Genomic DNA, 15174 nt, shown 5'->3' on the forward strand with positions numbered 1-15174 from the left:
CGGCTGACGACTGGTGTCGGGGGGCCGGTGACGCAAGCCACAGGCAAACAGCCCCGGGCACTTAGCTCGGTCGATAAACGCGCACATTGGCATGCCCCTCACTGAGCAAATGGTGAGCATGCAGGCGACTCATGACGCCTTTGTCGCAATACAGCAGGTACTGGCGCGTGGGGTCCAGTTCCTTGAAGCGGCTGTTCAATGCAAAGAACGGCAGCGTTTGCACTTCGATGCCCGACAGTTCCAGCGGGCGATCCTCGGCTTCGTCCGGATGACGAATGTCGATGATCACTTGCCCTGCCAGCGCCTGGCCGACTTCCTCGACCTGCACGTCCTGACCCAGTTCCTCGATCACGCGATCGATGGGCACCAGACGGGCGTTCTCGATCGCACGTTCAAGCACGGCCATGTCGAACTCTTTTTCTTCATGCTCGACGCGATGGCGTTTCGCTGCGGTTTTCGGGTTGACCGAAATCACGCCGCAATACTCGGGCATATGTCGGGCAAAATCGCCGCTGCCGATCTGATCGGCTTCGTCGATGATGTCCTGCTTGTGAGTGGCGATGAGCGGGCGCAAGACCAGCTTTTCTGTAACGCAGTCGATGACCGACAGGTTAGGCAACGTCTGGCTGGACACCTGGGAGATCGCCTCGCCAGTGACCAGCGCGTCGATGTCCAGGCGATCGGCCATCCGGCTCGCCGCACGCAACATCATACGCTTCAATACGACACCCATATGACTGTCGTCGACTTTTCCGAGAATTTCGCCCAGCACTTCTTCAAACGGCACGCTGATAAACAGCACGCGCTGGGAGCTGGCGTACTTCTTCCAGAGGAAGTGCGCCACTTCCATCACGCCCAATTCGTGAGCGCGGCCGCCCAGGTTGAAGAAGCAGAAGTGGCTCATCAGCCCGCGACGGATGACATGATACGCCGCGACGGTGGAGTCGAAGCCACCGGACATCAGCACCAGGGTCTGCTCCAGCGAACCCAGCGGGTAGCCGCCGATGCTGTTGTGCTGGCTGTGAATCACGAACAGGCGCTGATCGCGGATCTCGATCCGTACTTCGACTTCAGGCTCTTTCAGCGAAATACCGGCGGCGCCGCACTCACGGCGCAACTTGCTGCCCACGTAGCGTTCGACGTCCATCGAACTGAAGTCATGGTGACCGCCGCGTTTGCAGCGCACCGAAAAAATCTTGCCGGGCAGTTCATGGCCGAAGTGCTGTTTGCACTTCTCATAGATGTCGTCCATGTCGCCCAGCGGGTATTGATCGACCTGTAGAAAATGCGCGATACCCGGCATGCAGCTCAGGCGTTCGGTCATCTCGTGCAAGACTTTCGCATCCTCGACCTTCGTTTCGACCTCAAGGTTGTCCCACACGCCATCGACCACCAGTGCCGGGTCCAGATCGCGGAGCACGGTACGGATGTTCTTGGCCAGCTGTTTAATGAAGCGCTTGCGCACAGGCCGGCTTTTGATGGTGATTTCTGGAAAAACTTTGACGATTAGTTTCATGAAAACAGCGCGCGAGGTGCCGGTCGAAAAAGGGGGGCGCGGATTATAGCGGAAATTGCTCAAGGTTTAACCAGTTATCGTGCATCCAATCATCAGCGCACCAATATGGCACTGTATACAATTTATAAGCACCATTAAGGTGCGTACATTTTCACAAATGCGACGTTTTGCACCGAAAAACCCGGTGTTTTCAGTAAGAAACCCAACACGGGGCACTGGCATGCAAATTGCTCCCTTGTGAGGCAGGTTGCCTTGGCCGACTATCGCGCCCGGCATCACCCAAATTGAAGGGCGAACAACTACCCTGCCCTAATCCACCCCGGAGGACAACATGTCGAAGTCGGTTCAACTCATCAAAGATCATGACGTTAAGTGGATTGATCTGCGCTTCACGGACACCAAGGGCAAACAGCAGCACGTCACCATGCCAGCGCGTGATGCACTGGACGACGACTTCTTCGAAGTCGGCAAGATGTTCGACGGTTCCTCCATCGCTGGCTGGAAAGGCATCGAAGCTTCCGACATGATCCTGCTGCCAGACGACTCTACTGCCGTTCTGGACCCGTTCACTGAAGAACCGACCCTGATCCTGGTTTGCGACATCATCGAACCTTCGACCATGCAAGGTTACGACCGCGACCCACGTGCCATCGCTCACCGCGCCGAGGAATACCTGAAGTCCACCGGTATCGGTGACACCGTATTCGTTGGTCCAGAGCCAGAATTCTTCATCTTCGACTCGGTACAGTTCAAGTCCGACATCTCCGGCTCCATGTTCAAAATCTTCTCCGAACAAGGTTCGTGGATGACTGACCAGGAAGTCGAAGGCGGCAACAAAGGCCACCGTCCAGGCGTCAAAGGCGGCTACTTCCCGGTTCCACCGGTCGACCACGACCACGAAATTCGTACCGCCATGTGTAACGCCCTGGAAGAAATGGGCCTGACCGTTGAAGTTCACCACCACGAAGTGGCGACTGCCGGCCAGAACGAAATCGGCGTCAAGTTCAACACCCTGGTGAAGAAAGCCGACGAAACCCAGACCCTGAAGTACTGCGTACACAACGTTGCCGACGCTTACGGCCGTACCGCTACCTTCATGCCTAAGCCTCTGTACGGCGATAACGGTTCGGGTATGCACGTTCACATGTCCATCTCCAAAGATGGCAAGAACACCTTCGCAGGCGAAGGCTATGCCGGCCTGTCCGACACCGCTCTGTACTTCATCGGCGGCATCATCAAGCACGGTAAAGCACTGAACGGCTTCACCAACCCGTCGACCAACTCCTACAAGCGTCTGGTCCCAGGCTTCGAAGCGCCAGTGATGCTGGCCTACTCGGCTCGTAACCGTTCCGCCTCGATCCGCATTCCATACGTCTCCAGCCCTAAAGGGCGTCGTATCGAAGCTCGCTTCCCGGATCCGGCTGCCAACCCATACCTGGCTTTCGCAGCACTGTTGATGGCCGGTCTGGACGGTATCCAGAACAAGATCCACCCAGGCGATGCCGCTGACAAAAACCTGTACGACCTGCCGCCAGAAGAAGCAGCAGAGATCCCACAAGTTTGTGGCAGCCTGAAAGAAGCTCTGGAAGAGCTGGACAAGGGCCGTGCGTTCCTGACCAAAGGCGGCGTATTCAGCGACGACTTCATCGACGCTTACATCGCTCTGAAATCGGAAGAAGAAATCAAAGTACGTACCTTCGTACACCCACTGGAATACGACCTGTACTACAGCGTCTGATCCGGTTGCGTCAGCGATAGCTGCGTAAAAGAGAGGCCTCCTTCGGGAGGCCTTTTTTATTGCCGAGCAACGACACTGCCCCGCTATAGCGATCCGGCTTGCCGACGGCGGCGATGCCAAAAACGCCACAGCCGGTGAGCCGGATTGCTAAAGAGGCATGTGCACTATCTATTTATCGTTTTTTCAGTGGTTTTTTCTGGATACTGTCCCATTCGCTCTACAACCGGGACACCGTGATGACTGGCACACACTCAACAATACTTACACCGCTCTGGACCCTGCCTCTGACCGCAGCCTTGATTTCCGGTTGCGCCGACAGGACGGTCGCGCCAGCCCCTGCAGAACTGCGCCCATTGATCGAGACGATGCACCAGCGTCTCGACATCGCCAACGATGTCGCCCAGAGCAAGTTCTACAGCGGCAAGCCGGTTCAGGACAATGAACGTGAACGGCTGGTGATCGACAATGCACAAGCGCAGGCAGCTACGTACGGACTCGACAAAGCCGATGTGCGCCAATTCATGAACGCGCAAATCGAAGCCAACAAAATGGTGCAGTACGCCCGCATCGAGCATTGGCACGCAACGCTGGCGCCTGAAAAACCCACCCACAACCTGACCACCGGAATTCGAGCACGCCTGGATACACTGCAACCGCTGATGATGCAGAACTACGCTGCCTTCCAGCCTTACCGCAAAGACAGCGCCTGCCCACACTGGGTGGATAGCGAAGTCCAACGCCTGGCCTCTGACCCGATTGTCGTGAGTGCACTGCAGCGAGCGGCTGCAAATCTTTGCGTTACCGCGAGCGATCACTGACAGTCGATGACGTCACCACCCCGCTTTTGCTCTATGCTGGCCTTGCGTCTGATGTTATGAGCTGTCGTTCCTCTGATCGTGTTCCCGGAGTATTCATGCGTCAAAGCCTTGCCCTTGTGCTGCTGTTGCTTGCGCTCCCCGCAGTCGCTCAGATCTACAAATACACTGACGCCAACGGCAACACCGCCTACAGCAACCAACCGCCGGACGGCACCAAGGCTGAAGCGGTGAATCTGCCGCCGCTCAACAGTGTCGACACTGTGACCCCCGCATCACCGGCGCCCAGTTCGACACCCAATCAGAATCAGCTGCAACCAGCGGCTGCGACGTACCAGGTGCTGGAACTGACAGACCTTCCCAAAGACGAAGCCTTGCGCGCCAACAACGGTTCCTTCACCGTGGGCGTGGCGATTCAGCCGCGCTTGCAGCCCGGGCATATGTTGCAACTGTTGATCGATGGCAAACCTTATGGCCAGCCCAGCAATATTCCCCGCTTTCAGGTGCTGGAGCAGGACCGCGGCGAGCACAGCCTTTCGGTGCAAGTCCTGCAAGGCACGCAAATCGTCCAGACGAGCCAGACCATCAACCTGACCGTGCAGCGAGTCCATGTCGGTAAGCCTTGAATTCACCTGGCTACGCGGTGCCTTGCTGTGCCTGCTGATGCTCATCGCCCATTCAGCCACTGCCGAGGTCTACACCTACATCGACGCCGATGGGAATCGGGTGTTCACCGACCAGCCGCACAAGAACGCGAAGAAAGTCCCGATTGCCCCCAGCAACGAAATCCGCTCGACGCCCAAAAAACCTGTTCAGGCCTCCAGCACCAAGCCCAAACCCGGCCCGCTGTTTCATTACTCGTTGCTGCGCATTCTGGCACCGGAGCCCGACAGCGCGATTCGCGACATTCAGGGCAACCTGATCGTCACGGTGACCAACGAGCCGGAATTGCAACCTCGCCACACCTACCGCCTGCTATTGGACAACAAGGTCTACGCCGAAGGCGGGCGCAGTCCGGTGTTCCCAATGACCAACATCGACCGGGGCACTCATCAACTCTCCATCGAAATCGTCGACGAGTTCGGCCGCGTCGCCGAGCGCACGCCCAATCAGCCGTTTCACATGATGCGCACATCTCTGGCACAAAAGCGTCTGGCGCAGCCCTGCAAGACCGACGATTACGGGATACGCCCCGAATGCCCCCTCAAGGACAAGCCACCTGAAGAAAGCAGCATCCTGCCTTTTTTCTGAATACCTCTACGCCAGCGACTAAGCTCCACAATGGTGCACAACCTGAACGAGCGTGCGATTTAAAATCCCATTTTGGTTCACAAATCGCCTTCCGCTGCGCTCTCTTTGCGCTGACGGTGCAAAAAAAGTCCGAAATGCGTCGTCGAACGCTTCTTTTCGGAGCCTTGGTTTGTTTTTTGCAATCTTTGGTAACCGGTACCGTATCAGCGGCTATAGACGCTGGCGAAGACCAACCAGAGCCTGCACGTTTGGGCCTGCCCCATGTGCAATGTGCCAAAAGAGGTCAACGAGATTCATGACTATCAGCGATACGTTGCACCGACTGTTACTCGACAACCTGACCACTGCCACGATTCTGCTCAACTCGGACTTGCGCCTGGAGTACATGAATCCGGCAGCCGAAATGCTGCTGGCAATCAGTGGTCAGCGCAGTCACGGGCAATTCATCAGTGAGTTGTTCACCGAATCCGCCGAAGCCCTCAGTTCGCTTCGTCAGGCGGTGGAACAAGCGCACCCGTTCACCAAGCGCGAAGCCATGTTGACCGCGCTCACCGGCCAGACGCTGACCGTCGACTACGCCGTGACGCCGATTCTGTCGCAGGGCGAAACGATGTTGCTGCTGGAAGTCCACCCCCGTGATCGCCTGTTGCGCATCACCAAGGAGGAGGCTCAGCTCTCCAAACAGGAAACCACCAAAATGCTGGTGCGTGGCCTGGCGCACGAAATCAAGAATCCCCTTGGTGGCATTCGTGGCGCCGCACAACTGCTGTCCCGAGAGTTGCCGGAAGAAAGCCTGAAGGACTACACCAACGTCATCATCGAAGAGGCCGACCGGCTGCGGAATCTCGTCGACCGCATGCTCGGCTCCAACAAACTGCCATCGCTGGCGATGACCAACGTCCACGAAGTGCTGGAGCGCGTGTGCAGCCTGGTCGAAGCGGAAAGCCAGGGTTGCATCACTTTGGTGCGTGACTATGACCCAAGTATTCCGGACGTCCTGATCGACCGCGACCAAATGGTTCAGGCCGTGCTCAACATCGTGCGCAACGCCATGCAGGCCATCAGCGGGCAGAACGAGCTGCGCCTGGGCCGTATCAGCCTGCGTACCCGGGCAATGCGTCAGTTCACCATCGGCCATGTGCGCCATCGGCTGGTGAGCAAGATCGAAATCATCGACAACGGTCCCGGCATTCCGCCGGAACTTCAGGAAACCATTTTTTACCCAATGGTCAGCGGCCGCCCGGATGGCACCGGGCTGGGCCTTGCCATCACCCAGAACATCATCAGTCAGCACCAGGGGCTGATCGAGTGCGAGAGCCATCCTGGCCACACCACTTTCTCGATCTTCCTGCCGCTGGAACAAGGAGCAGCTTCGACATGAGCCGTAGTGAAACTGTCTGGATCGTCGACGACGACCGTTCCATCCGCTGGGTATTGGAAAAAGCCTTGCAACAGGAAGGCATGACCACGCAGAGCTTCGACAGCGCTGACGGCGTGATGAGCCGTCTGGCACGTCAACAGCCCGACGTGATCATTTCCGATATTCGCATGCCCGGCGCCAGCGGCCTGGACCTGTTGGCACGGATTCGTGAGCTGCATCCGCGTCTGCCAGTCATCATCATGACCGCCCATTCGGATCTGGACAGCGCCGTCGCTTCTTATCAAGGCGGCGCATTCGAATACCTGCCCAAACCGTTCGACGTTGACGAAGCGGTTTCGCTGGTCAAGCGCGCCAATCAGCATGCTCAGGAACAGCAAGGGATGGACGTCGCGCCCGCCCTGACCCGCACCCCGGAAATCATCGGTGAAGCCCCGGCGATGCAGGAAGTGTTTCGCGCCATCGGGCGTCTGAGCCACTCCAACATCACGGTGCTGATCAACGGTGAGTCGGGTACCGGTAAAGAACTGGTTGCCCACGCCTTGCATCGCCACAGCCCGCGTTCGGCCTCGCCGTTCATTGCGTTGAACATGGCGGCGATTCCGAAAGACTTGATGGAATCCGAGCTGTTCGGCCACGAGAAAGGCGCGTTCACGGGCGCAGCCAACCTGCGTCGCGGCCGCTTCGAACAAGCCGACGGCGGCACGCTGTTCCTCGACGAAATCGGCGACATGCCCGCCGACACCCAGACCCGACTGTTGCGCGTACTGGCCGATGGCGAGTTCTACCGCGTGGGCGGCCATGTGCCGGTCAAAGTCGACGTGCGGATCATCGCCGCAACCCACCAGAATCTGGAAACCTTGGTACAAGCGGGCAAGTTCCGTGAAGACTTGTTCCACCGCCTGAACGTCATTCGTATCCACATCCCACGCCTGTCGGACCGTCGCGAAGACATCCCGACCCTGGCCAAGCACTTCCTGAGCCGCGCTGCGCAGGAACTGGCGGTCGAGCCGAAACTGCTCAAGGCCGAGACTGAGGAGTACCTCAAGCACCTGCCTTGGCCGGGCAACGTGCGTCAGTTGGAAAACACCTGCCGCTGGATCACGGTCATGGCCTCGGGTCGCGAAGTGCATATCAGCGATCTGCCGCCAGAACTGCTGAGCCTGCCGCAAGACGCCGCGCCCGTGACCAACTGGGAACAGGCACTGCGTCAATGGGCCGATCAGGCGCTGGCGCGCGGTCAGTCCAGCCTGCTGGACAGTGCCGTGCCGACGTTTGAGCGCATCATGATCGAAACCGCCCTGAAGCATACCGCAGGTCGTCGTCGCGACGCCGCCGTGCTGCTGGGCTGGGGCCGCAACACCTTGACCCGCAAAATCAAGGAGTTGGGCATGAAGGTCGATGGTGGGGATGATGATGAGGGGGATGAGGGCTGATCTCAGCACCTCGTAACGTTGTGGGAGCCGGCTTGCTGGTGAACGCGGTGTGTCAGCCACCGAATTTGGTACTGACATATTGCGTTCGCCAGCAAGCCGGCTCCCACAGGGTCGGCATTTCAAATCATTTGCATCACTCGGCCGACGACGGCTTTTCCCACAGGTTGATCCCGCCTTCCACTGCAAACCGGTCGATCTCGGCCAGCTCTTCCTGACTGAAGGTCAGGTTATCCAGCGCACCAACGTTCTCGATGATCTGCTCCGGACGGCTCGCCCCGATCAGCGCGGACGTGACGCGCGGATCGCGCAGCGTCCACGCCAAGGCCATTTGCGCCAGACTCTGGCCACGACGCTTGGCGATCTCGTTCAACGCCCTCACATGCTCGATGTTCTTCTCGGACAGGTGCGACGCCTGCAACGAACCACCGCCCGGACGGTTGACCCGCGCGTCTTTCGGAACGCCGTTCAGGTATTTGTCCGATAGCAGCCCTTGCGCCAGCGCAGTGAACGCAATCACGCCAGAACCCAGCTCGTCGGTGGTGTCCAGCAAGTCTTTTTCCACCCAACGGTTGAGCAGGTTGTAGGCCGGTTGGTGAATCAGCAGTGGTACTTTCCACTCTTTCAGCAGGCCCGCGATTTCGCGGGTCTTGGCGCCCGAGTACGACGAAATTCCGATGTATAACGCCTTACCCTGCTGCACAGCAGTCGCCAATGCGCCTGCGGTTTCTTCCAGCGGCGTGTCCGGGTCGAAACGGTGTGAATAAAAGATATCCACATAGTCCAGGCCCATGCGCTGCAGGCTTTGATCAAGGCTGGCCAGCACGTATTTACGCGATCCGCCGCCCTGACCGTAAGGGCCAGGCCACATGTCCCAACCGGCCTTGGTGGAGATGATCAACTCGTCGCGGTATTGCTTGAAATCCTCGCGCAGCAGACGACCGAAGTTGATTTCGGCACTGCCGTAGGGTGGGCCGTAGTTGTTGGCGAGGTCGAAGTGGTTGATGCCCAGATCGAACGCAGTGCGCAACATGGCGCGCTGGGTGTCCATCGGCGTGCTGTCGCCGAAGTTGTGCCACAGGCCCATCGACAGCGCAGGCAACACCAGGCCGCTGCGGCCCACGCGGCGGTAGGGCACACGTTCATAACGGTTTTCGGCAGCGATATAGGTCATTCAATCCTCTCTTCTTTTCTGAATGGCAGGGAGCGATAAGACGCGTCGATAGATAAGCGAGAAAACGAGTATATTCAGCCCTCACTATCCTCGAAAAATGCTTTATTCCTCTCGCTGGCATCGGATTCTGATATGGATATGCGGCAACTGAATGCGTTCATCGCAGTCTTCGAAGAGCGCAACATCACCTCGGCAGCGCAACGCCTGTTTACCAGTCAGCCCACGCTGTCTGTGACGATTCGCCAGCTTGAAGAAGCGTTGGGCACTACGCTGTTCGAGCGTTTGCCCAGGGGCGTGGAAGTGACCGATGACGCGCGCACGCTCTATCCCCAAGCGCGCCGGTTACTGGCCGATGCGCAGGCACTTAGCAATCAATTCCGCCAACGCAATGATCGGCTGACGTTGGAAATCGGCGTTGAAAGCGAAATCGCCGCCAGCCATCTGGAAGCATTTCTCGCCATGGCTTACCGGGTCGTGCCGAATCTGTTGCTGACGTTGCAGGATGGCTGCAGCGGCGATGCGCGCCTCTCTGTGGAGGAAGACTGCTGCGAGGACGAGCTGTTTTTGCCCTTGTGGGAAGAAGCTTTCGCGCTGGCACTTCCTGCGGGTCATCCACTGGCAGAGCGGTCCCATCTGGACGAAGCCGATCTGGCCAACGCGCAGTGGATTACCTGCCCTTCGCACCCTTCCCATCAGCGTTTGATGGAGTTGTACAACCGCTCAGGCGCAGTGGTCGCGACAGCAGGCTCTATGACACTGGCCTTGCGGCTGGTTGCGGCGGGCGCAGGGCTGGCGATGCTGCCGGAATCGATGGTCCACCATCACGCAGGCGTCATCACCCACCCGGCCCGCACGCCCAACCTCATCCGCAGGGTTGGCCTGTGCTATGCGGCACAGGCGCTGGATACGCCAGCATTGAGGATCTTGCACACCCACCTGCAGACGCCACATACGCGGGGCGCCGCAATTCCGTAACAGAAACTCCGAACGACTTGTGGGAGGAATTTATTCGCGAGGCGTCGTTACAGCCGATAGAGATGCCTCAGGTGTACGGTCAATCTCGGAATGAATTCGCTCCCACAGAGGGATTTTCATCGAGCTCGCTAACGCACCAAGTGCAAAAACTGCATGTGCCGCTCGTACTGATCAAGGATGTCGTTGATCACCTGCTCTTTGGTGTAGCCCACCAGGTCGTAATCCTGACTGCCCTCACTCAAATGCACCTCGGCCCGGTAGTAACGGCGGTTGTTGAGTTGCTTGGACCCCATCCCGGCGCGAGCGAATGACGGCGTGAAATAACCCCGCATCGTCACCTGGTAGATGAAAGGTCGCTCTTCGCCGTGGCCGATTTCCAGTCCCACGGTGTGATTCGCCGGATCGGGCTGCGTGACCACGCTCAAGCCTTTTTCGACGAAGACCGCGGTCACGTCTTCGATGGCCGGGCGCACGGTCTGATCGAGAAAGCGGTACACCTCATCTCGGGACGGGAAATGCACCGCCTGACTCAAACGCTGACGCCAACCACCTCGCCGCGCACCGGAGACCGGCGCCAGCGAGTAAAGCTGGGCGATTTGTCGTTGCGACTCCATGTAGAACGCTTTGTGCAAGCCCCACATCATGGTCAACAAAATCAACGAGAACGGCAGCGAGGTGAGTACAACCGCTGATTTCAGTGCATCGATGCTGCCGGAAAACAGCAAGCCACTGGTGATCAGCGCGGTCATCACGCCCCAGAACACGCGCAGCCACTTGGGGCCGTCTTCATCAGGACTGCCGCCTTTCGCTGACAAGGTCGAAAGCACGACCGTGCCCGAATCCGCTGAGGTTACGAAGAATACGAAGCTGATGAACACCGTGACCGCAATGACGGTTTTGCTCCACGGGTAGTTTTGCAACATCAGATAGAGGGTCATGGACGGGTCGTCGATGGCGGACAGGCCGAGCGCCGTCATGCCGTGGTTGAGCACCTGATCAAGTGCGCTGTTGCCGAAGATCGACATCCACGCCAAGGTGAAACCCAATGGAATCAGCAACACGCCGAAGACGAATTCGCGGATGGTCCGGCCACGAGAAATTCGTGCGATGAACAGCCCGACAAACGGCGACCACGCGATCCACCACGCCCAATAGAACACGGTCCAGCCGCCCAGCCAGTCGCTCGGACCGTTGTAGGCATAGACATCGAAGCTCTTGACTGGCAACGCCCCGAGATAATCGCCGATGTTCTGCACCAGCGTGTTGAGCAGATACTGCGTCGGCCCCGCGAACAGGACGAATAACAGCAGCGCACAGGCCAGCAGCATGTTGATGTCGGACATGACGCGCACGCCCTTGTCGACGCCTGCCACCGCCACGATGATCGCCGCGCCCATCATCAGAGTGATCAGGCCCACCTGAATCCAGTGGGTGTGGGCCACGCCAAACAAGTAATCCAGCCCCGAATTCAAGTGCAGCACACCAAAGCCCATGTCGGCGCCCAGGCCGAAGATCGTGGCGATGATGCCGAACCCGTCCACCGCGTAGCCGATAGGGCCGTTGATACGCTTGCCGATCAATGGATAGAGGGCTGAGCGCAACGCCAGCGGCAGGTTGTGGCGATAAGCGAAATAGGCCAGTGCCATGCCGACGAACGCAAACACGCCCCAGCCGTGCAAACCCCAGTGCAGAAACAGCAATTGCATGGCCTGGCGCGCGGACTCGGTGGTGCCGCCCTCGCCCTGCGGAGGTTGCAGCATGTGGGTCAGGGGTTCGGAGACGCAGAAGAAGAACAGCGTGATGCTGATCCCGGCGGCGAACAACATTCCGGCCCAGGACAGGTAACTGAACTCGGGTTCATCGTGGTCGGCACCAAGTTTGATCTTGCCGTAACCGGACAGCGCGGTGACCACGACGAACAGCAGGTAAAGCGTCATCGCCAGCATGTAATACCAGCCGACGGTATTGGCCGCCCAGTTTTGCGCAGCGAGGAGCCACTGGCCAGCGGTGTCGGGAAAGCTGATCACGACCAGCCCGAAGATAAGGATAAAACTGGCAGCGAAGTAGAAAACGGGAGCGTTCATGCGGACCGGCGCGCTGTTTTGCGCGCTCGAAACACTCATGAATCCGCCCTCGTGACGAGGGGTGAAACGTTCAGGCAAAGCAGATACGGCAAGGGTAGGCCTCCTGGTGTGAAGGGCAGCGAACCACCGGTTTAACTTGATTGAACGTTCAATTAAAACACAGAAGGCGGACCGAGGACCAATTGCATAGCCGACCGGTCGCGTTAGGCGAGGCAATACAGAGCACATTGTGGGAGCCGGCTTGCTGGCGAAAGCGGAGTGTCAGTCACCTAATCGGGTTCAGATATACCGTATTCGCCAGCAAGCCGGCTCCCACAGTGATGCGTGTCGAGCCCTGGATTTGTGCCTGGCGCCGATTCTGTGGGAGCCGTCTTGGTGCGGGCGGCGTTCCGACGAAGGCGGTTGATCGACCAACATGGAATCTCCCACACGAAAACCGGGGAAAATCAGGGGTTACTTCTGCGTCCCGTCATCGTGCTGCAAGTTCGCCTGATTCACATTGCTGCCTGCAGGTACGCCACGGGTCAGCCAGACGTTACCGCCAATAGTCGAGCCTTTCCCGATGGTGATGCGCCCCAGAATCGTTGCGCCCGCGTAGATCACCACGTCGTCCTCGACGATCGGGTGCCGCGCGTGGCCCTTCTGCAACTGGCCATCTTCGTCTGCAGGAAAACGTTTCGCACCCAGCGTCACCGCCTGATAGATCCGAACACGTTCGCCGATGATCGCCGTTTCGCCAATCACCACGCCGGTCCCGTGGTCGATGAAGAAGCTCGGGCCGATTTGCGCACCCGGGTGGATGTCGATGCCGGTGGCCGAATGCGCCAGTTCGGAACTGATCCGCGCCAGCAGCGGCAGGCCGTTGTTGTACAGGTGATGAGCCAGACGGTGATGGATCACCGCCAGAATCCCCGGATAGCACAGCAACACCTCATCGACACTGCGCGCCGCCGGGTCGCCGTGGTAAGCGGCCAGCACATCGGTGTCGAGAATGCGGCGGATGTTCGGCAAGGCGCTGGCAAAATCCTGAATCAGGCGCTCGGCATGGACATCCGCGCAACTGGCATCCTCGCCGCGCTGGCGAGCCACATAACGCAACTCCAGACGCGCTTGCCCCAGCAGCGAGTTCAGGGCCACATCGAGGGTGTGTCCGACATAAAAATCTTCGCTTTCTTCACGCAGGTCCACAGGACCCAGACGCATCGGAAACAACGCGCCACACAGGGCTTCGAGAATGTCACGCAGCGCTTCGCGGGAAGGCAGTTCACGACCGCCCTTCTCCCCGCTGACACGACCGTTACGGGTGCGCCACTCATCACGTGCAGCGCGCAACTCACCAACGATCCGCTGCAACTGCCAGTGGCCGGTCACGCCTTCGGCACAGGCTTCTGGAGACAGTTCGGGAATAGTGCTCACGCAGATTTCTCCTCAGTTCAACGGCTCGTCAGGCTGGACATGGCCGAGATCGGATCACTCTACGGCAAACAAAACCGGCAAAAAAATAACAATTTTCGTGAGGCTATAACCCGACACCTGTAAGAAACGGGGCGGTTGCCCTGTGGGAATCGTCTGCCTATAGTCCAGCGACTCACTCGAAGACGCCTCGACACGAACATGATCAAACAACAGCTCGACCGTTTTAATCGCCTGGAACTGCTGGGCGCTCCCACTCCGCTGGAAAAACTCGAACGCTTGTCGGTCTGGGCCGGTCGCGACATTTATGTGAAGCGCGACGACATTACCCCGCTGGCCATGGGCGGAAACAAGCTGCGCAAACTCGAATACCTCGCCGCCGACGCCCTGGCCCAAGGCGCCGACACGCTGATCACGGCGGGCGCCATCCAGTCCAATCACGTACGTCAAACGGCAGCGTTGGCCGCGAAACTGGGACTAGGCTGCGTGGCCCTGCTGGAAAACCCCATCGCCACCGACGACAGCAACTACCTCGGTAACGGCAATCGCTTGCTGCTGGATCTGTTCGACGCCAAGGTCGAGCGGGTGGAAAACCTCGACAACGCCGACGAGCAACTTCAGGCCCTGTCCGCTCGCTTGAGCGCCAGCGGCAAGAAGCCCTACCTGGTGCCGATTGGTGGCTCAAGCCCCGTGGGCGCGCTGGGTTACGTGCGTGCAGGCTTTGAGCTGGCAGAGCAGATTCAGCAGACACGTCTGGACTTCGCAGCGGTCGTGTTGGCTTCGGGCAGCGCGGGCACTCACAGCGGTCTGGGTCTGGCGCTGGCAGAAGCTTTGCCACAACTGCCGGTGATCGGCGTGACCGTTTCGCGCCCGGAAGAAACCCAGGCGCCGAAGGTGCAGGGTTTGGCGGAACGTACCGTTGAGCTTTTGGGTGAATCCTTGCCCGCCGCGTTCAAAGTGAACCTCTGGGATGAGTATTACGGTCCACGCTATGGTGAGCCGAATGCGGGCACCTTGGCGGCAGTGAAGCTGGTGGCGAGTCAGGAAGGCCTGTTGTTGGACCCGGTGTACACCGGCAAGGCCATGGCCGGGTTGCTGGACGGCATCGGCCGCCAGCGCTTCGACGACGGCCCGATCATTTTCCTGCACACCGGCGGTGCCCCGGCGTTGTTTGCATACCCCGGCGTTTTCTCCGGACAGTAATTAGGGCAGTTGTGGGAGATTCTATGTCGGCTGGTCAATCGCTTTCGCCACCAAAGGCGGCTCCCACAAGGATCAGCGTCAATCACAAATCCAGGGCTCCCACAGATGTCGCGAAATCTGACAAACCGCATACATAGACCAAAACAAACTAAATAAACTATTTTTAATTCTTTTTCATCCTGAACGCTTGCTCA

General features: G+C 58.7%; 12 protein-coding genes. 8 read left to right on the top strand and 4 right to left on the bottom strand.

Features of this window, described 5'->3' with window-relative positions; genetic code table 11:
* Positions 1-61: 61 nt before the first annotated feature.
* On the bottom strand, positions 62-1516 hold the full coding sequence (gene thiI / locus ACI2KB_RS19125; protein ID WP_404636803.1) for a tRNA uracil 4-sulfurtransferase ThiI: 1455 nt from the start codon (positions 1514-1516) through the stop codon (positions 62-64).
* A 331-nt stretch (positions 1517-1847) separates the two neighbouring features.
* Between thiI and glnA the strand changes: the two genes are divergently transcribed.
* The 6 genes from glnA (at position 1848) to ntrC (ending at position 8134) form a co-directional block, all read left to right on the top strand.
* Positions 1848-3254: a glutamate--ammonia ligase gene (gene glnA / locus ACI2KB_RS19130; protein WP_404636805.1), complete on the top strand. Its 1407-nt coding sequence runs from the start codon at positions 1848-1850 to the stop codon at positions 3252-3254.
* A 113-nt stretch (positions 3255-3367) separates the two neighbouring features.
* Entirely contained in the window at positions 3368-4072 is a 705-nt protein-coding gene (locus tag ACI2KB_RS19135) for a chorismate mutase (RefSeq protein ID WP_404636807.1), read from the top strand.
* Positions 4073-4167: 95 nt separating this feature from the next.
* Positions 4168-4695, top strand: coding sequence for a DUF4124 domain-containing protein (locus ACI2KB_RS19140; protein ID WP_404636809.1), 528 nt, complete (start codon positions 4168-4170; stop codon positions 4693-4695).
* A complete protein-coding gene (locus ACI2KB_RS19145) occupies positions 4679-5320 on the top strand; it encodes a DUF4124 domain-containing protein (RefSeq protein ID WP_404636811.1) in 642 nt (213 codons plus the stop codon). Before ACI2KB_RS19140 ends, ACI2KB_RS19145 begins: the two co-directional genes overlap by 17 nt.
* 295 nt (positions 5321-5615) lie before the next feature.
* A complete protein-coding gene (glnL, locus tag ACI2KB_RS19150; RefSeq protein WP_404636813.1) occupies positions 5616-6701 on the top strand; it encodes a nitrogen regulation protein NR(II) in 1086 nt (361 codons plus the stop codon).
* Positions 6698-8134: a nitrogen regulation protein NR(I) gene (ntrC, locus tag ACI2KB_RS19155; protein ID WP_404636815.1), complete on the top strand. Its 1437-nt coding sequence runs from the start codon at positions 6698-6700 to the stop codon at positions 8132-8134. The genes glnL and ntrC overlap by 4 nt, the downstream gene beginning before the upstream one ends.
* Before the next feature lie 133 nt (positions 8135-8267).
* Here ntrC and mgrA read toward each other — a convergent pair whose 3' ends face one another.
* Positions 8268-9305, bottom strand: a complete 1038-nt coding sequence (gene mgrA, locus ACI2KB_RS19160) for an L-glyceraldehyde 3-phosphate reductase (protein WP_404636817.1) — start codon at positions 9303-9305, stop codon at positions 8268-8270.
* A 132-nt stretch (positions 9306-9437) separates the two neighbouring features.
* On the opposite strand from mgrA, the gene ACI2KB_RS19165 reads away from it, so the two are divergent.
* Complete coding sequence (locus tag ACI2KB_RS19165) at positions 9438-10280, top strand: LysR family transcriptional regulator (protein WP_404636819.1); 843 nt, start codon at positions 9438-9440, stop codon at positions 10278-10280.
* Between the two features lie 128 nt (positions 10281-10408).
* Here the strand turns inward: ACI2KB_RS19165 and betT are convergent, their stop codons facing one another.
* Together betT and epsC are read right to left on the bottom strand one after the other, a co-directional pair.
* Complete coding sequence (betT, locus tag ACI2KB_RS19170; protein WP_404636821.1) at positions 10409-12403, bottom strand: choline transporter BetT; 1995 nt, start codon at positions 12401-12403, stop codon at positions 10409-10411.
* 414 nt (positions 12404-12817) lie between these two features.
* Positions 12818-13762 carry a serine O-acetyltransferase EpsC gene (gene epsC / locus ACI2KB_RS19175; RefSeq protein ID WP_404637020.1) on the bottom strand — a complete coding sequence of 315 codons (945 nt, stop codon included), beginning with the start codon at positions 13760-13762 and terminating at the stop codon, positions 12818-12820.
* A 216-nt stretch (positions 13763-13978) separates the two neighbouring features.
* Between epsC and ACI2KB_RS19180 the strand changes: the two genes are divergently transcribed.
* Positions 13979-14980, top strand: coding sequence for a D-cysteine desulfhydrase (locus ACI2KB_RS19180; RefSeq protein WP_404636823.1), 1002 nt, complete (start codon positions 13979-13981; stop codon positions 14978-14980).
* Positions 14981-15174 lie beyond the last annotated feature (194 nt).

Source organism: Pseudomonas sp. NPDC088444, assembly GCF_044900175.1.
Classification (GTDB): domain Bacteria; phylum Pseudomonadota; class Gammaproteobacteria; order Pseudomonadales; family Pseudomonadaceae; genus Aquipseudomonas.

Coding starts and splice junctions, on each gene's coding strand:
- thiI (WP_404636803.1), bottom strand. CDS start 1,516: ATGAAACTAATCGTCAAAGTTTTTCCAGAAATCACCATCAAAAGCCGG.
- glnA (WP_404636805.1), top strand. CDS start 1,848: ATGTCGAAGTCGGTTCAACTCATCAAAGATCATGACGTTAAGTGGATT.
- ACI2KB_RS19135 (WP_404636807.1), top strand. CDS start 3,368: ATGCCAAAAACGCCACAGCCGGTGAGCCGGATTGCTAAAGAGGCATGT.
- ACI2KB_RS19140 (WP_404636809.1), top strand. CDS start 4,168: ATGCGTCAAAGCCTTGCCCTTGTGCTGCTGTTGCTTGCGCTCCCCGCA.
- ACI2KB_RS19145 (WP_404636811.1), top strand. CDS start 4,679: ATGTCGGTAAGCCTTGAATTCACCTGGCTACGCGGTGCCTTGCTGTGC.
- glnL (WP_404636813.1), top strand. CDS start 5,616: ATGACTATCAGCGATACGTTGCACCGACTGTTACTCGACAACCTGACC.
- ntrC (WP_404636815.1), top strand. CDS start 6,698: ATGAGCCGTAGTGAAACTGTCTGGATCGTCGACGACGACCGTTCCATC.
- mgrA (WP_404636817.1), bottom strand. CDS start 9,305: ATGACCTATATCGCTGCCGAAAACCGTTATGAACGTGTGCCCTACCGC.
- ACI2KB_RS19165 (WP_404636819.1), top strand. CDS start 9,438: ATGGATATGCGGCAACTGAATGCGTTCATCGCAGTCTTCGAAGAGCGC.
- betT (WP_404636821.1), bottom strand. CDS start 12,403: ATGAGTGTTTCGAGCGCGCAAAACAGCGCGCCGGTCCGCATGAACGCT.
- ACI2KB_RS19180 (WP_404636823.1), top strand. CDS start 13,979: ATGATCAAACAACAGCTCGACCGTTTTAATCGCCTGGAACTGCTGGGC.